Annotated in this window: 14 protein-coding genes and 1 pseudogene; 9 read left to right on the forward strand and 6 right to left on the reverse strand. The window is 41.1% G+C overall.

Annotation, left to right across the window (positions count from 1 at the left end; genetic code table 11):
- Window positions 1–8: 8 nt before the first annotated feature.
- The 3 genes and pseudogenes from D0T50_RS13745 to D0T50_RS05700 form a co-directional block, all read left to right on the forward strand.
- Window positions 9–1,022 (forward strand): annotated as a pseudogene (locus tag D0T50_RS13745) (o-succinylbenzoate synthase); the annotation flags it as partial.
- Between the two features lie 18 nt (window positions 1,023–1,040).
- Complete coding sequence (locus tag D0T50_RS13750) at window positions 1,041–2,009, forward strand: AMP-binding protein (RefSeq protein WP_239058220.1); 969 nt, start codon at window positions 1,041–1,043, stop codon at window positions 2,007–2,009.
- A gap of 1 nt (window position 2,010) precedes the next feature.
- On the forward strand, window positions 2,011–2,709 hold the full coding sequence (locus tag D0T50_RS05700) for a phosphatase PAP2 family protein (RefSeq protein WP_163222552.1): 699 nt from the start codon (window positions 2,011–2,013) through the stop codon (window positions 2,707–2,709).
- Window positions 2,710–2,712: 3 nt separating this feature from the next.
- On the opposite strand, the gene D0T50_RS05705 is transcribed toward D0T50_RS05700, so the two are convergent.
- From D0T50_RS05705 to pheS, 5 genes are all read right to left on the reverse strand, one after another.
- Entirely contained in the window at window positions 2,713–3,729 is a 1,017-nt protein-coding gene (locus tag D0T50_RS05705) for a porin (protein WP_163222553.1), read from the reverse strand.
- Between the two features lie 94 nt (window positions 3,730–3,823).
- Window positions 3,824–5,083, reverse strand: a complete 1,260-nt coding sequence (gene pgk, locus D0T50_RS05710) for a phosphoglycerate kinase (RefSeq protein WP_163222554.1) — start codon at window positions 5,081–5,083, stop codon at window positions 3,824–3,826.
- A gap of 91 nt (window positions 5,084–5,174) precedes the next feature.
- Window positions 5,175–5,846, reverse strand: coding sequence for an endonuclease III (gene nth / locus D0T50_RS05715; protein WP_163222555.1), 672 nt, complete (start codon window positions 5,844–5,846; stop codon window positions 5,175–5,177).
- A gap of 2 nt (window positions 5,847–5,848) precedes the next feature.
- Window positions 5,849–7,045: an MFS transporter gene (locus D0T50_RS05720; RefSeq protein WP_163222556.1), complete on the reverse strand. Its 1,197-nt coding sequence runs from the start codon at window positions 7,043–7,045 to the stop codon at window positions 5,849–5,851.
- Between the two features lie 76 nt (window positions 7,046–7,121).
- Window positions 7,122–8,141, reverse strand: a complete 1,020-nt coding sequence (pheS, locus tag D0T50_RS05725) for a phenylalanine--tRNA ligase subunit alpha (protein WP_163222557.1) — start codon at window positions 8,139–8,141, stop codon at window positions 7,122–7,124.
- A 550-nt stretch (window positions 8,142–8,691) separates the two neighbouring features.
- Between pheS and D0T50_RS05730 the strand changes: the two genes are divergently transcribed.
- On the forward strand, window positions 8,692–10,200 hold the full coding sequence (locus D0T50_RS05730) for a HAMP domain-containing sensor histidine kinase (protein WP_163222558.1): 1,509 nt from the start codon (window positions 8,692–8,694) through the stop codon (window positions 10,198–10,200).
- A 138-nt stretch (window positions 10,201–10,338) separates the two neighbouring features.
- Here the strand turns inward: D0T50_RS05730 and ald are convergent, their stop codons facing one another.
- Entirely contained in the window at window positions 10,339–11,445 is a 1,107-nt protein-coding gene (ald, locus tag D0T50_RS05735) for an alanine dehydrogenase (protein WP_163222559.1), read from the reverse strand.
- A gap of 204 nt (window positions 11,446–11,649) precedes the next feature.
- Between ald and D0T50_RS05740 the strand changes: the two genes are divergently transcribed.
- The 5 genes from D0T50_RS05740 to D0T50_RS05760 all read left to right on the forward strand — a co-directional run bounded on the left by D0T50_RS05740 (window position 11,650) and on the right by D0T50_RS05760 (window position 18,186).
- Window positions 11,650–13,308, forward strand: a complete 1,659-nt coding sequence (locus D0T50_RS05740; protein WP_163222560.1) for a M23 family metallopeptidase — start codon at window positions 11,650–11,652, stop codon at window positions 13,306–13,308.
- A 37-nt stretch (window positions 13,309–13,345) separates the two neighbouring features.
- Window positions 13,346–14,983: a C69 family dipeptidase gene (locus tag D0T50_RS05745; RefSeq protein ID WP_203558192.1), complete on the forward strand. Its 1,638-nt coding sequence runs from the start codon at window positions 13,346–13,348 to the stop codon at window positions 14,981–14,983.
- A 26-nt stretch (window positions 14,984–15,009) separates the two neighbouring features.
- Window positions 15,010–16,755 carry a phospho-sugar mutase gene (locus D0T50_RS05750; protein ID WP_163222562.1) on the forward strand — a complete coding sequence of 582 codons (1,746 nt, stop codon included), beginning with the start codon at window positions 15,010–15,012 and terminating at the stop codon, window positions 16,753–16,755.
- Between the two features lie 415 nt (window positions 16,756–17,170).
- Window positions 17,171–17,833, forward strand: a complete 663-nt coding sequence (locus tag D0T50_RS05755; protein ID WP_163222563.1) for a flotillin-like FloA family protein — start codon at window positions 17,171–17,173, stop codon at window positions 17,831–17,833.
- A gap of 35 nt (window positions 17,834–17,868) precedes the next feature.
- Complete coding sequence (locus D0T50_RS05760; protein ID WP_163222564.1) at window positions 17,869–18,186, forward strand: hypothetical protein; 318 nt, start codon at window positions 17,869–17,871, stop codon at window positions 18,184–18,186.
- Window positions 18,187–18,534: the final 348 nt, after the last annotated feature.

The raw sequence follows: 18,534 nt of genomic DNA on the forward strand, positions 1-18,534 counted from the left end.
GTAATACGATGCGGCTAACGATAATTCCTCGCACATGGTCGTTCAGACAACCGGCGGGAACTTCGCGCGGCATTTATCATACACGCAAGGTGTGGTATGTGTTGCTGCAATCCAAAACAGATTCAGAACGTTGGGGAGTAGGAGAGTGTGCCCCGCTACCCGATTTGAGCTGCGATGCAGTGGCAGATTACGAGTATCTGTTAGCTAAGTTTTGCCGGCAAATAGAAGAAACCGCTTGCATAGACTGGGACTCTCTTCGCCCATATCCTTCTATCCTTTTTGGCTTGGAAACCGCCTTTCGTCATTACGAAACCGGTAGCTTCCTTCTTTGGGATACTCCTTTCGCTCGTGGAGAAGCAGGTATTCCTATCAACGGACTTATCTGGATGGGAGATTACGAACAGATGCTTCGACAAATAGAGACCAAAATGGCTGCGGGTTTTCGCTGCATAAAATTAAAAATCGGTGCTATTCGCTTTGACGAAGAACTTGCGCTGATTCGGCACATTCGCAACCATTACTCTGCCAATGAAATAGAGCTCCGTGTAGATGCCAACGGTGCGTTTACTCCGCAAGAAGCACTTGCCAAACTGAACAAGCTTGCCGAACTCGACATTCATTCCATCGAACAACCTATTCGTAACGGGCAGTGGACGGAAATGGCACAGCTTGTTGCACACTCGCCATTACCCATAGCTTTAGATGAAGAATTGATCGGCATCAATGACCGCGAATCAAAACAGAGTTTGCTTGATACCATTCGTCCGTCTTATATTGTATTGAAACCATCGCTTCATGGCGGGATGCGTGGATGCGAGGAGTGGATAGAAGAAGCAGAGAAACGTGACATACAATGGTGGGTTACTTCGGCACTCGAAACAAATGTGGGTCTGAATGCCATTGCACAGTGGTGTGCGCAATATGAAAATCCGTTGCTGCAGGGATTGGGAACAGGGCAGTTGTTTACAGACAATGTGGAATTGCCACTAGTGGTAGAGGGCGATTGCTTGTGGTGGAAGAAACGACGAAAGACAGAAAATATGTTCTTCTTTAAACCTGATTGGAACTCTTCCTCGTCAACGCTTACTGTGCAGACTTCCGGATCTACCGGTATACCCAAAGTGCTGACTGTGCGTAAGCAACAAATGGCGCAAAGCGCCCTCTTTACTTGTGCACACCTGAATATAAAACCCAAGAGTACCACGCTGCTCTGTTTGCCATTGGAGTACATCGCCGGTAAAATGGTGGTTGTTCGTGCTCTGGTAGCCGGATTGAATCTGTTGGTAAGCAAACCATCGGGAAATCCGCTTAAAGATATAGAGGAGCCCATCCATTTTGCTGCTATGACCCCCATGCAGGTGTTCAATTCTTTGCAAGTCCCTCTCGAAACCGAGCGACTGCGCAATATTGACACACTCCTCATAGGTGGTGGCGCCATCAGCTATGAACTTGTCGAAGCACTTAAACCTTTTCCTAATGCTGTTTACTCTACTTATGGCATGACGGAGACTCTTTCGCACATTGCTTTAAGACGATTAAGCGGTGAGGAAGCCTCTTTGTATTATACTCCTTTTCCGTCGGTCAAACTTTCACTCTCTACCGAGGGAACACTCGTGATAGATGCTCCCCTTATAGCCGACGAGCTATTATACACTAATGATATAGCGGAGTTCCTTCCCGATGGGCGTTTCAGAATATTGGGTAGACGGGACAACGTAATAAATTCCGGTGGTGTGAAGTTGCAGATTGAGGTCATGGAAGAGGAACTTCGGAGGCTGCTTACCGGGAACTTTGCTGTCACTTCTCTTCCCGATGCTAAATTTGGCGAAAGAGTTGTGTTGCTGGTAGAAGAAAACATAACGTTGAACGAACTGAAAGATTTTTCGGCTGTTACATACATAAAGGAGATTATTACCGTGACGGAGATACCTCAAACTCCAAATGGTAAAACAGATAGGGCAGCTTGCAAAAGAGTGGCATTGGTTATGAAACAAGATAATAATAAATAATATGTTAGAAACCCTACTGGAGTGGGAACGGAGTTTGTTCCTTACATTGAATAATTTTCAGACACCTTTGTTGGATAACGCTTTATGGCTTTATTCGGGTTGGATTGTATGGATTCCATGGCTCTTTGCTTTTTTCTTCGCTCTGATATACAAGAAGCCACTACGGGTGTGGTTGCCGGTTGTTTGCTCACTTCTTGTACTGCTTGCCACTTGCTTATTGGTATCGGATGTGTTATTCAAACCCAATATCGCGCGCTTCCGTCCTACGTATCATCCCGACTTTATAAACGATGTAAAGACATTGTTTGGGTATAAAGGCGAAGGGCTTTATGGCTTTATTTCCGGGCATACCACATTCTCGTTTGCTTTTGCTACGTTTACCGCGTTGCTCTTTCGCTATCGTTACTATACATGGACGGTTGCTCTATGGGCTGTGGTGATGGCATACTCGCGTATTTATCTGGGCGTGCATTTTCTTACGGATATTGCTGGCGGACTCATTGCCGGCTTATTGGTTGGAGTGGGTGTGTTCTATACCTATAAGTGGTTTCTTAATAAGTACATATATACAGGAATAGAAGAATATTATCGATCCTTCTATTCTGTTCATCGCAAAATGTTGATTACTGTGGGACTGCTGTGCTACAGTCTGTTCTTTATGGTATTCAGCGAACAGATTGTAGGCTTGTTGGAACGTTAGGGGTTAGAATCTTACCTGTACTTGCAGTTGTATTTTGTTCGAACTATCTTCTTGCTTCTTATCGCTGTAAGTATATTGTGCTTGTAACCTGCAACGCGGATAGAACCAATACTGAACGCCTGCTATGTAGTTTGTCTGTTTGGCATTTATTTCTTTGCTTTTATTCAAATAATCGTATGCCGCAATGACATCAAACTTTGGTAGTACGGTGAGTGTACCTACCGCATAGTAACCTTCGCTTTTTACACTGCGGTCTTTCCCGATCATATATTCCGAACGAAGAGTAAAATCTTTCAGTTTAACAGTACCACCTATTGCCCAACGATTGCGGTTGTAGTTGTCGCCATACTGTATACTTGGGTTAAGTTCGGTGGTTCCCATGGCGTGTCCTTTCCCCTTCATAAACGAAGTAGCCAGCATAAGCCATGATGTGGGGTTTATATCAATACCACCGATAATGTCTTTTTGATTGTTCCTGTCTTTCTGGTTGATTCCCTGACCATTCATTATTGCTATTCTGTACGACAGGAATTTGTTGAATAAATCTCCGTATAGCATCAAACCGATATCTCTACCGCTACTTCCACCCAATAGTTTGTCGCTATTATTAACTCCAGCCATGTACAAGGTTGATTGGAAATAGCTATCAATAAGTTCTACCGATGAAGCGGAGAATGGATTTTCTATGGTAAAGGGTATCTTGTACTGTCCGAAACGTGCCGATAGACCAGGTAAGAAAGAATAATCAGTATAATACTCCACCAATGATCCACCTTGTTTGAAGTCGTACATAAAAGTGCAACTCCATTTATCGGTTATCTTACCATCCATAATAAAGATAATACGTTTTATGTCGAATGTGTTATCAGGATCTTCGGCATCGTCATACGTATATCCGGCTTGTGCGTAACCTTGTAGGGTAATGCGTTCTTTCAGCGTGTTAATAACAGTGTTTAATGTTTCCTGTGCAACAACAGGAATGGCTAGGATAATAGCTAAACAGAGGAGGTAACGTTTCATTGATGGTGGTGTTTTTAGAACAATGTTGTTCCGGAAGTGATAGTAGAAAACAGCAAAGGCAACCATCATTGGCTGCCTTTGCTTATATAAAATATTATTCTTCAATAGCTGCAATACCCGGAAGTTTCTTTCCTTCAATTGCCTCGAGCAATGCTCCACCACCGGTCGATACGTATGATACGCCGTCGGCTAAGCCAAATTTATTTACGCAAGCTACCGAATCGCCTCCACCTACTAAAGAGAAAGCACCGTTCTTTGTAGCTTCTACGATTGCTTCGCCTACCGATTGTGATCCATGTGCAAAGTTGTCAAACTCAAATACTCCTGTAGGACCGTTCCAAAGAATTGTCTTTGATTGTTTGATAACGTCTGCAAATTTCTTTTCGGTTTCAGGGCCAATGTCCAGACCTTCCCATCCATCAGGGATTTGACCAACCGGAACAAACTTAGCGTTAGCCTCGTTAGAGAAACTGTCAGCAATCTTAGCATCAACAGCAAGTACAAGGTTTACACTCTTTTCTTTGGCTTTCTTTATCAAATCCAAAGCAAGATCCAACTTGTCTTCTTCGCAAATAGAAAGACCGATTGAGCCTCCTAAAGCTTTGGTGAAAGTATAAGTCATGCCACCTGCTATGATAAGATTGTCTACCTTATTCAATAGGTTCTCGATGATTTCAATTTTAGAAGAAACCTTAGAACCACCCATGATAGCTGTAAACGGACGTTGGATGTCGTTCATAACTTTATCTACTGCTTTCACCTCTTTTTCCATCAGATAACCAAACATCTTGTTGTTGGTGTCAAAATAGGCTGCAATCAATGCTGTTGAGGCATGTGCGCGGTGAGCAGTTCCAAAAGCGTCGTTTACATAGCAATCGGCATACGAAGCCAATTTCTTTGTGAATTCCTTTTGACTCTCCTTAACGAGTTTTTTGGCAGCTGCTTTTTCTTCTTCCGAAGCATCGTCAGCCAATCCTCTTGGTTTGCCTTCTTCTTCGGCATAAAAACGGAGGTTCTCAAGCATTAATGCTTCTCCTGGTTGTAGTGCGGCAGCCTTCATTGTAGCTTCCTCGCTCATACAATCGTTAGCAAATTGAACATCTACACCCAGTAGTTCGGATACGTGTCCGATGATGTGTTTTAGTGAAAATTTCTCAGTTGGACCTTTTGGACGTCCCAAGTGCGAACCAATAATAACGCTACCGCCATCGCTTAGAATTTTCTTCAGTGTAGGAAGTGCCGCGCGGATGCGGGTGTCGTCTGTGATGTTGAAATTTTCGTCTAATGGAACATTAAAGTCCACTCTAACGAATGCCTTTTTACCTTTGAAGTTGTACTTGTCAATTGTCTGCATAATACGCTATTGTTTATTAAATATGTAATGAATCTACTAAATTGAAGTGCAAAGTTACTACTATTTCTCTCTTTGTGAACGATTTTGTTATTTATTGGTTGCTTTTCGGCTTGCTTTTTAAGACTTTATAAGTCTTGCAATAGAATTGACATGCCAATTGCAATCCACACTTGTCACATTGGGGTTTTCTTGCTTGGCAAATGTATCGCCCATGAAGAATAAGCCAATGATGTGCTATATGTACCAATTCGGTAGGAATGTATTTCATCAGTTCTTTTTCGGTAGCGAGTGGCGTTTTGGAATTGGTGGTAAGACCAATGCGGTTGGATACACGAAACACATGTGTATCTACTGCCATTGCTGCCTTATGAAACACTACCGATTGAATGACATTTGCTGTTTTTCGTCCCACACCGGGTAGTTTTATCAGTTCCTCCAATGTATCGGGCACTTCGCTATTGAAATCCTTTACCAACATTTGTGCCATACCCACCAAGTGCTTTGCTTTATTATTTGGATAAGATATACTGCGAATGTATTCGTATACTACCTCGGGGGAAGTGGCAGCAAGTGCTTCGGGGGTAGGGAAGTCTTGAAATATCTTTGGGGTAGTCATATTCACCCGTTTATCCGTGCATTGTGCAGAAAGAATGACTGCAACCAGCAATTGGTATGGACTTTCATATTGAAGCTCTGTCTCGGCAACCGGTACATTTTGTTGGAACCACTCGATGACTATTTTATAACGTTCTTTCTTTGTCATGGTTAGCGTAATTTGTTTTTATGAAAAAGCGGTGTAACTCTTACCCTGAAATAAATGGCAGATAATACAGTGAGGCATGCACCGGAAAAGTACATCACATCAAACGAAATGTATTGCGCGATGAATCCTCCCGACATAAGTCCGATTCCGATACCTACATCCCACGAAGTGAGGTAAGTAGAAGTTGCCGTACCTCGTTTACTGTTTGGTGCCAGATTAACGAATAGCGAGTTGAACGCCGGGAACATAGTCCCGAAGCCTACACCAAGCATCAGCGGAATGGCAAAGAACAGGATGTTGGTAAACATCGCGTTGTATTTAATCAATGTGCCACATGCAGCCAACAGAAAGAAACAGGTGCAAACTACGTAAAATCCTGCCGAAATAATCTCTGTGATACGTCCTTTATCTACTTGCTTACCGGCAAAGAGGCGCGAAACCGCCATGCCCACTGCTAAGAAAGTAAAGAACAGCCCTGTGTTTACGCTAATGCCAATGTGCTGCGCGTAGATAGCTACATACGTAGTTGTCATGCCATAAGGTATGGAGAGCAATAATAGCGATATCCCCGCGGGTATTCCTTTTATTAAAAAGAAACGGTCAAGTGAGATAGGTTCGCTTTCAACCGGTTCTTTCTTAGGCGTTTTTACCAAACATGCCATCAGGAAACCGATAGATCCTGAGATGAGTGAACACGTAAAGATTGTTTCAAACGAATAGGCATCATGCATGAAAAGTCCAACCATAGGACCAATACTCATTGCCATGTTGTTCATTAACCCGTAGTAGCCAATGGCTTCGCCACGGCGAGAGGAGGGGGTAACGTCAATCACAATCGTATTTCCACCTACTGTTACCATTCCAAAGGATAATCCGTGTATAACCCTAAATGCTATAAAAAGTGACAATACACCTGCCCACATATACCCCGCAAATACACTTGTGAAGATGAAATATGCCAGTAGGTAGAGTGGTTTACGTGGGAGTATATCCAACAAAAAACCAGAGAATGGACGAATGCAAAGTGCAGCTACTGTATATACGGACAATACAATACCTACGAGCGAATTCTCCGCCTGAAAAACTTCAGACAGGTAAAACGGAAGTATAGGAAGTATTAGGTAAAAGGCGAAAAACAAGAGGAAGTTAGCTGCTAACAAGAAACAGTAACTTGGCGTTACAAGTTTGTCTTTAGCCATAATTGAGTTATTAAAATAAATATAGAACCGTTTGGATTCTCTTTTTCTGAGAAAGAGAACCCAAACGGAATATGTCTTAATTCGCTGCCTCGAACTCCTTCAAGAAGCGAATGTCGTTTTCAGAGAACATACGCAAGTCCTTAACCTGATACTTGAGGTTGGTAATACGTTCAATCCCCATGCCTAGTGCGTAACCTGTGTATTCTTTACTGTCAATGCCCGATGCTTCAAGAACATTCGGGTCGACCATGCCACATCCTAAAATCTCTACCCAGCCGGTATGCTTGCAGAACGGGCATCCTTTTCCGCCGCAGATATTGCAACTGATGTCCATTTCGGCACTTGGTTCGGTGAATGGGAAATAAGAAGGGCGTAGACGTATCTTTGTATCATTGCCGAACATCTCCTTGGCAAACAATAATAAAACTTGTTTAAGATCGGTAAACGATACGTTCTTATCTATGTACAGTGCTTCAATCTGATGAAAGAAACAGTGTGCGCGGTAGCTAATAGCTTCGTTACGATATACACGTCCGGGACAAACTATACGGATAGGCGGCTTCGCATTTTCCATTACGCGCACTTGCACCGACGAAGTATGAGTGCGCAGAACAATATCAGGATGTGCTTCAATAAAGAAGGTGTCTTGCATATCGCGTGCAGGATGATCATCAGCGAAGTTAAGTGCTGAGAATACATGCCAGTCATCTTCAATTTCGGGACCTTCGGCAATGCTAAAGCCCAAACGGGTAAATATGTCAATAGCCTCATTGCGCACAATGGTAATAGGATGACGACTACCCAAGTTAATGGGGTAGGCAGTGCGGGTAAGGTCTATTTCGTCGCTTCCGCTGTCCTGACTTTCAAACTGTTCTTTCAATGCGTTAATGCGTTCTTGTGCTTTGTTTTTCAACTCATTAAGACGCATGCCGACTTCCTTTTTTTGTTCGACGGCTACATTACGGAAATCAGCCATCAAGTCATTGACAGCCCCTTTTTTACTGAGGTATTTAATGCGGAGAGCTTCGAGTTCTTCAGCATTCGAAGCTTTCAGCGCTTCCACTTCTTCCAGAAGTTGCTTAATCTTAGCTAACATATAGTGTGTATTATTGTTGTTCTACGTAAAAAACGGTGCAAAGATAATGGTTATTCTTGGTTTCTCCTATTTTTGTGGTTTGCTCTTTTAGAGGGGTGGGTGGTTTTCTTTGTTTTTTAGTACTTATTATTTACATCTTAATGTCTCTCGCAAACCACTTCATCGAAATGCAGCATTTCGCTTGAGTAGAATGCTGCATTTCGATGAAGTGGTTTGCTGCATTTCGAAAGAGACAAATGCTGCATTTGTAAAAACGCCCCTAGAGTGTGCTGTAGAGCTGTTTATTTGTAAGTTATTTATATCAACTTTAGTTTTGTGGTTTTGGATAATTATTTACATTGTTGTTGTGCTCTTCCCTTTTGTAGTACTTGATGGAACAGAAAAACAGACTTTCATACTACTAAACTAGTATATAGAAAACCAGAGAAATTGCATTGTTTTTTTATTTTTTGTACTTTTGTAAGTCAGTAGACTTTCACTTTTCTTCTATTCCTATAATTAAGGAGTAAGATTAGTGCATTTTTATTAAAACAAACTCCAAAATACAGAAATGAGTTTAAACAAACATACAGAAGTCTTGAAAAGCAATGAGGTTTGGCGTGAGGCAAAAACAGCCGAGCAAATAATAGCTGCTTATCAATGTATGCCTATATGTCACTTTTTCATCAGGATGCAAGTGGCAAACAACCATCCAACAGATTTCTTTGTGCTGAATGGGAATAAAAAAGCCATTGAGCGTTTTCCTCAATTGCTTACCGATAGTGAATACACCCAACTTGGTAGTGTGTTCTTTGGCGATGATTTTGATAATATGATGAGCTGTATCCGGGAGATGCCTGAGGGAAGTACAAATACAGAATTTATATTCCATCAAACAAGCAGTAGTATAACCTACAAGTGCACCTTTTACTACACCAACGGTGAGGAAGCGGAAATGATAATGGTTGATGTTTCGGAACTAAAGAAAACCGAACACGATCTTATTCTTGCTAAAGAAAACTTGGAAGATGCCATAAAGAAGCAAAATCTGGCGTTGGATAATGCCAAGTTTGGTCTTGTATATATGGATACAAATTTTGTGGTGCAGTGGGAGTTAACCAAAAATGTTACAGCTACCGACATAAACCGTCATTATGTACCGGGAGAACAATGTTATCGCACGGCTTTTGGGGAAAAAGAGCCTTGCCCAACCTGTCCACTGAGGCAAGCTGTGGAAGATGGAATATCGGCAACACAGCGGAAAAAGGTAAATGGAATTGACCTCGAGGTTATTGCTACTCCCGTCTACGATGATAATCAGGTTCTTGTGGGCGGACTCCTTAGAATAGAAGAGATAGCCGAGAGACTGAAAGCCGAACAAGAACTCATTATTGCTAAAGAAAAGGCAGAAACCGCCAATAAACTTAAATCAAACTTTTTGGCGAATATGAGTCATGAGATACGTACACCTCTTAATGCTATCGTTGGATTTTCGAGTGTACTAGGTGAAATAGAAGATACAAATGAACGACAAGAGTATCTCCTTTTGATACAGAAAAACAATGACCTTTTATTAAAACTCGTCAACGATATTATCGACTTATCAAGAGTGGAAGTAGGAAAATATGATTTTACGTTCGAACTCATTGAGGTAAACAAGTTCTGCAAAGAAGTTATTGAATCCTTCTTGATAACCCCATCTCCCGATGTAGCTGTTTTTTATGAAGATAACTCGCAATCAGTACTGTTGAATGTTGATAAAAACAGGTTGGCTCAAGTCATAAATAACTTGATTAATAACGCTCTTAAGTTTACGGAAAGAGGCAGTATCTGCTTGAGGTATGATGTTGAAGAAGAGTACGTAAAATTCAGTGTCTCCGATACAGGTATTGGTATTGACTTGAATGAACATCAGGATGATATATTTGATCGCTTTGTAAAACTCAATCCCTTTGCACAAGGAACGGGTCTTGGACTCTCTATATGCAAACAGATTGTAGAGAAAATGGGAGGAAACATTGGTGTGAATTCTAAGCTTGGAGAAGGGTCTGAATTCTGGTTCACACTGCCGCTCGAATAATTCTGGTAATGATTTAATTATTCCGACTTAAGAACATTAATATGGAAACACTTTGCTGAATGCGCAGTGTGTTTCTTCTATAAAAAACGAGAGTTTGTCCTAAAACAAACTCTCGCTGCACTTTATTAATGAAGAGTTTTATAAACTCAATGGTTCATATTTCAATCCAAATGTGTCGGCAACGGCTTCGTACACAACCTTTCCGTTTACTACGTTTAGTCCCAGTGCCAGTACGGGGTCGGCTTTGCAAGCAGCTTTCCAACCCATATCGGCTAACTTCAACGCGTATGGTAATGTGGCATTGGTAAGCGCGTGTGTAGAGGTAAAAGGAACCGCTCCCGGAATATTAGCTACGCAGTAATGAACGATATCGTCTACAACATACGTAGGCTCGGCATGTGTGGTTGGTCTTGACGTTTCAAAGCAACCGCCTTGGTCAATAGCAACGTCTACTAAAACACTACCTTTGCGTATCAGCTTCAGCATATCCCTTGTGATGAGATGTGGAGCCTTTGCACCCGGAATTAATACCGAACCAATGATCAAATCGGTTGTTGGTAGCTCCTTTTCAATATTGTGCGCCGAAGAGTACAGCGTTTTTACATTGGCAGGCATCACTTCGCTAAGGTAGCGTAAGCGTGGAATGGAAATATCGGTAACTGTTACATCGGCACCCATACCGGCAGCCATTAGCGCGGCGTTGTATCCTACGATACCACCTCCAAGTACCAATACTTTCGCAGGTTTTACACCCGGAACACCACCTAGTAATTTGCCTTTTCCACCTTGTGGCTTCTCTAAGAAGCGCGCACCTTCTTGAATAGACATGCGTCCGGCAACTTCGCTCATGGGTACAAGTAGCGGAAGCGATCTATTGGGCATCTCTACGGTTTCGTAGGCAAGGCATACAGAATTCGACTCAATCATGGCATGTGTCAATTTCTCTTCAGAGGCAAAGTGGAAGTAAGTAAACAGGAGTTGATCTTTTTTGATTAGTTTGTATTCGGGCTCGATAGGCTCTTTCACCTTTATAATCATGTCTGCTTCAGCGTAAACAGCTTCGATAGTAGGTAGTATAGTGGCACCTACCGATTCGTATTCTGCATCGGGGAAACCACTGTTTTCGCCCGCTGTGTGCTGCACATAGACAACATGACCTCTTTTTACAAACTCTCCGACACCACCCGGTGTCATTCCTACGCGATTTTCGTTGTTTTTAATTTCTTTTGGAATACCAATTTTCATGACGATTTAATTTATAAGGTTAAAATACAGAGCGCAATTTAGTTATTATTTTTTTTTCTGAAAACAGTTAGAAAAAGTTTTTTCAAAGAAGATTACAATTAATTTCTCCTTCTGTTAATCAGAACTTAAACTATGTAAAGAACTTTATTATCTCCACTGCAAACCGTACATTTGCACTTGATTAATATACATGTACATAATACCATGATTAAGTCTCTATATACGACGTTGTTCTTTTTCTTTCTTCTCTCATTTCAAGCCATTGCTCAAGAACAACCATCCATTCATTTTGTTGCTCCTTTTGACTTTCCGCTCTATCTTAGTGGAAATTTCGGTGAGATACGATCCAATCATTTTCATGGCGGATTAGATTTCAAAAGTCAAGGTGTATCCGGTAAACCGGTATATGCTATGGCAGATGGTTATATTTCGGCTATCCGTGTTACAAATGGCTCGGGATATGTGCTTGAAGTAGCATACGACAATGGTTATACAACTATACTTCGACACAATGAAGCGTACGTTGGTGATATTGCCCGGCGAGTAAAAGCTTTGCAATACGAAAAAGAGAGTTGGCAAGTAGAAATCATTCCCGGCAAAGACGAGTATCGTGTTAAGGCAGGGCAGTTGATAGGCTACGGTGGTAATATGGGCTACTCCTTTGGACCACATTTGCATCTGGATATGATTGAGACAGACAGCAAAGACTATATTGATCCGCTTCCGTTTTTCAAAAAACAGATAATAGATACAAAAGCACCTGTAGCTTCGGGTTTCATGATATTTCCACAGCTGGGAAGAGGAGTGGTAAACGGTTCGGATAAACCGTTTGCTTTCTTTACCGGAGATAAAAAGAGAGTGGAAGCATGGGGGGTAATAGGTGTTGGAATCAAAGCCTACGATTATATGAATGGGGTAAATAATCGCTACGGAGTGCATACGGTTCAACTGCAGGTAGATGGAGAGGAAATATTTACGAGTATAGTAGATCGCTTCTCTTCTGAGGAAAACCACATGATAAATTCATGGACATATGGGCAATATATGAAGTCTTTTATTGAGCCGGGAAACACACTGCGTATGTTGCATGCCAAGAATAATAATCGTGGATTAATAACCATTGACGAAGAGCGCGACTATCACTTTAATTACACGCTAAAGGATGTTTACGGTAATACCTCCCGCTATAATTTTACTGTAAAAGGCAAAAAGCAGGTAATAAAAACTGTAAATATGAAAAAAAAGTCTTATTTTGCATGGGACAAAGTAAACTTCCTTAAAGAACCGGGTTTAGACCTGATTGTCAGACGAGGACAACTCTATGACGATGTGGTACTTAACTATGCTGTGTGGAAGGATACAACTACCGTTGCATTCGTTTATCAATTAAGTGATGAACATGTGCCGCTGTGTCGTTATGCAGATATTCAAATAGGACTACTGCGTCGTCCGGTGGCAGATATGGGCAAATATTACATTGCACGAATGTCTAAAACCGGTAAATTATCGAGTGTAGGTGGTAAGTATGAAGATGGCTTTATGAAAGGGCGTATCTCTAATTTAGGAACATACACAGTAGCTGTTGATACGATTGCCCCTGAAATATTGCCTGTTGGAGAGAAAACATGGGGGAAATCGGGCAAGGTTGTTTACAAAGTCAAAGAAAAGGAGACAGGTATACAGTCGTATCGCGGAACAATTGATGGAAAATTTGCCATCTTTGAGTGGTATATAATGAATAATACTTTTGTGTGTAAACTCGATTCCAAGCGTTGGGAGAAAGGTAAAAACCATGAAGTGGTAATGGTAGCGACAGACAATTGCGGTAACGAATCGACTGTGCGCCATACGTTTTATTGGTAGTTGATTTTAAATATAATACTATAACCAGTTAATGAAGATGAAGAAAATTGTTTTATCTGTGGCTGTGATATTTGCAGCTTTGGCGAATACTTTCGCTTGTACAAATCTTATTGTGGGCAAAGGTGCGTCAACCGATGGCTCTACAATCGTTTCTTATTCGGCAGACTCTTACGGATTGTTTGGTGAACTTTACCACTATCCCGCTGCAACATACCCCAAAGGGACGATGTTAGATGTGTACGAATGGGATACTAATAAATATCTTGGGCAAATAGAGCAAGCGCGCCAAACCTATAATGTAGTTGGAAATATCAATGAATATCAGTTGACTATTGCGGAAACGACCTTTGGTGGACGTGAAGAATTGGTAGATACTTTGGGTATTATGGATTACGGTAGTCTTATCTATATAGCTTTGCAACGTTCGCGTACAGCTCGCGAAGCTATTAAAACAATGACCGATCTTGTGCAACAATATGGCTATTACAGTAGTGGAGAATCTTTTACCATTGCCGACCCTAATGAGATATGGATCATGGAGATGATTGGTAAAGGACCCGGTATACGTGGAGCGGTTTGGGTAGCAGTTCGCATTCCCGACGATTGCGTTTCGGCACATGCCAATCAGGCACGTATCCATACCTTTAATATGGACGATAAGAATAATTGTCTTTGCTCACCCGACGTTATCTCTTTTGCACGCGAAAAAGGTTATTTTAGTGGTGTGAACAAAGATTTTAGTTTTGCCAAAGCGTATGCTCCACTCGATTTTGGTGCACGTAGGTATTGCGAAGCACGTGTGTGGAGTTTCTTTAATATGGTGACCGATCGGGGCAATGAGTTCTTACCTTATATATTAGGTGAAACTGACGAACCGATGCCACTTTACCTCAAAGCCAACAAAAAACTCTCTGTAGCAGATGTGCGCGATTGTATGCGCGACCATTATGAAGGAACAGCGTTGGATATAACCAATGATTTTGGCGCAGGTCCATACAAAATGCCATATCGCCTCTCTCCATTAAGCTTCAAGGTTAATGACGAATCGTACTTTAACGAGCGTCCCATCTCTACACAACAATCGGGTTTCGTATTTGTCTCTCAGATGAGGTCTAATATGCCCGATGCTATAGGTGGTGTACTTTGGTTTACATTGGATGATGCCAATATGGGTGTGTTCACTCCTGTGTATTGCTGTACTACTAAAGTTCCGGATAGCTATGCTGCCAATGGAGCCGACTATATCACCCTCTCATGGGATAATGGTTTCTGGATTTACAACTGGGTATCCAATATGGTTTATCCACGCTATAACCTGATGATTGATGATCTTAAAGCCACCCAGAAGGAACTGGAAGATAACTTCACGTTCATGCAACCTTCAATAGAAGAGATGGCAGCCAAACTATATGCCAAGAATCCGGAAGAGGCAGTGAAATTCCTTACCGACTATACCGGCATGACAGCCAACAATACCATTAGTACATGGAAAAAGTTGGGCGAGTTTCTTGTGGTAAAGTACAATGATGGTGTAGTAAAGCGTGTAAAGAACGGACAGTTTGAACGTAACTCTATCGGACAGGCGGCAACGGTTATTCGTCCGGGATACCCGAAAGAGTTTCTCGAAGAATATGTGAAACAAACCGGAGACAGATATAAAATGCCTACCGAATAAGTATAAATACCTAAAATAAAACGAATATGGAAAATCAGGAACTAATAAAGCAGGTAACTGAAAAGGCCAACAAATGGCTTACACCGGCATACGATGCCGAAACTCAAGCAGCAATCAAAAAAATGCTTGAGAGTGAGGATAAAACCGAGTTGATAGAGTCTTTCTATAAAGACTTGGAATTTGGAACAGGTGGACTACGCGGTATTATGGGTGTAGGAAGCAACCGGATGAATATTTATACCGTTGGTGCAGCTACACAAGGATTATCGAACTACCTCAATGCTAATTTCAAAGACTTACCACAAATCTCTGTGGTAATTGGTCACGACTGCCGTAACAATAGCCGTAAATTTGCTGAGATATCCGCGAATATTTTCTCGGCAAACGGCATTAAAGTATATCTTTTTGAAGCACTTCGTCCCACACCCGAAATATCTTTCGCTATACGCGAGCTCAAATGTCAAAGTGGTATTATCCTTACCGCATCGCACAATCCAAAGGAATACAATGGCTATAAAGCTTATTGGGATGATGGCGCGCAAGTATTGGCACCACATGATACGGGTATCATCGATGAGGTGAATAAAATAGCCAATGCTTCGGATATCAAGTTTGAAGGTAGCCCGGCATTAATCGAAGTTATAGGCGAAAAGGTGGATGAGTTATTCTTGAATGCTGTAAAAACAGTTTCACTCAATCCGGAAGCAATTAAGCGTCAGCACGATATGAAGATTGTTTATACGCCTATTCATGGAACAGGTATTACGCTTGTGCCGAGAGCACTAAAGATGTGGGGTTTTACCAACATTATCAACGTGCCCGAACAGGATGTAATTAGCGGAGATTTCCCAACAGTAAAATCGCCTAATCCCGAGGAACCTGCTGCACTATCTATGGCAATTGAAAAGGCCAAAGCTACCGATGCAGAATTGGTAATGGCAAGCGACCCCGACGCCGACCGTGTAGGTATTGCCTGCAAAAACGAAAAAGGCGAGTGGGTACTTATCAACGGTAATCAAACCTGTATGATGTATCTTTATTACATCCTTACACAATACAAGGCATTAGGCAAAATCAAGGGTAATGAGTTCTGTGTAAAGACTATTGTTACTACTGAATTAATTAAGAAAATAGCAGATAAGAACAACGTAGAAATGCTTGATTGCTACACCGGCTTCAAATGGATAGCACGCGAAATCCGTATCCTCGAAGGTAAGAAGAAGTATATCGGTGGTGGCGAAGAGAGCTATGGCTTCCTTGCTGCCGACTTTGTACGCGATAAAGATGCCGTTTCTGCTTGTTGTCTTATTGCCGAAATTGCAGCATGGGCAAAAGATAACGGTAAGTCACTTTACGAATTGCTGAAGGATATTTATGTGGAGTATGGTTTCTCTAAAGAGAAAGGAATTAGTGTAGTAAAACCGGGCAAGAGTGGTGCAGATGAGATCAAACAGATGATGACCAACTTCCGCGCCAATCCTCCTAAAGAAATTGCAGGCTCTAAAGTAGTGTGCACTAAGGATTACCAAACGCTGAAGCAAACCGATGCCGCAGGAAAGGTAACTGACTTGGATATGCCCGATACATCGAACGTGCTACAATACTTCACCGAAGACGAAACGAAAGTATCTGTTCGTCCGTCGGGAACCGAACCGAAGATTAAGTTCTATGTAGAGGTGAAAGGTGAACTTTGCTGTCGCGAAAACTATGACGTAGCCAATGCTGCTGCCGATGTAAAGATTCAGGCAGTACTTAAGTCGCTAGGCGTTTAGTCTCGTAAAACTTATAGTTGTTATAAAAAGAGCTTTTGGATGTTTTTCAAAAGCTCTTTTTGTGAGAGGCTAATTGTAGATAACTAATCGTATTTCTCCATGACCACGAAACTTTTCACTGTAATACATGTGAACCTTTATTCCTTTATTGCTTATCCATGATAGTTCATAACGAGCATCATAGCTTTTCTTCTTCTTTGTCTTGAAAGCGTTGTGTGGTTGCTGTATTCTTTTGGGAAGAAAAAGGATTTACTTCGATTTGTTGTGAGGAAGTGCTATCTTTGTGGGATACGTGTTTCGGATAATGATTGCGTATATATATGAATTAGTGGCAATGCGTGGTCGATGCTATAGTGGGGAAACAAGGCGGATGTAGAAATGCAAGTATGAAAAGTGAATATATAACTTTATGCAAATGGAAACATTTATTTTAATTGGAATCTTTGTTGTATTTATTGTTTTGTTGATAAATCTACCTGTTTTTGTAATTATGCTAATTGCAAAAACAAATAAAGTAAAATTATCATATAGGGAGGCTTTGAAATTGTATAGATGTAAAGTTGCTGATAAATCGTTCTTAAAGTCGGTTGCAAAGTTTCAAGAGAAAAACATTCCCGTTTCGGTAGCAATGTTGGTTGCACACAAACTATCGGGTGGAAATTTGGAGAATTGTGTTGAGGGGCTTATTTACGCAAAAGAAAACAATTTGGAAACCGACTTTCTTTCAGTTTCAGCATTCGATTTAGCAGGAAAGAATGTAAAAGAATCATTTTTGGATGCAAATCAAGTTTATGAGATAAAATTGCGTGATTTGACAAATGGCAAAATCTCAATTGATTATTTTGTTAATTATAAGTATGAGTTTCCGAGCGTTTTTGTAGAAAAGGATTGCGAAAAAGTAAAAGATAAAATCGAGGGAAAATTAGGTACATTTCTTGAATCTTGGAACAATACTAACACATTTGAAACGGAAGAAATGATACGAAAAAACATCTTGAATACTGATTTCTGGGAAGGAAATCTGAGAATAGTTTTAATCTCTCAAAAAATTATTATTCGTGAAGAAGTTGAGAAATGATTGAATTTGTTGAAAAACATAAAAACAAATAGGACATGAATAAGTGGAAAATAGCGTTTTGGGTATGTTTGACTATTTTGATAACAGTAACTATATTCTCGGTACATTCGATTATTGATCAAGGGGTAACATTGACGTATCTAAAAGATGGATACACTGATACTGAAAATGACCTAGATCTACTAATTGAATTTATTAATAAGACTGATTTAACTAAACTACAAATTGAAGCGGAACTCAAAGATCACAAACTTGTCGAATACATAGACTTCCAATCGGATACAGTTTCGCTTGATAGAGTTTTACTAATATTCGAGGACGGAAAAATAAAAAGAGTAATTAAGCAATGGTAAATATACCTTCCAAATGTACTTTTACCAAATAGGTCTTCACCTTCACATATCGCTGTAAGTTTATGATGGTGAGTAAGTTACGTGTGAAGACCCCTTGTTTTATCCTTCACAGGGTCTTCACAAGCAATTTTCTGACTGTTTTTGTGGTAAGAAAACACTGAGAAACAGGTCGGAAACCAGTCAGAAGTGAAGCAAAAACCAGTCAAAAAAGAGATTGCTTAAAAGTGTGTGTTGTCAGCCATAGTTTCATTGATTGTCCGCCTATGGCTCATGCCCCGTCAGCCATAGGCTCATGACCCCGTCAGCCATAGGCAGATGGTTCGTCAGCTTATGGCTCGTGACTGGTCA

Origin of the sequence: Bacteroides sp. 214 (assembly GCF_010501015.1) — a bacterium.
GTDB lineage: Bacteria > Bacteroidota > Bacteroidia > Bacteroidales > Bacteroidaceae > Bacteroides.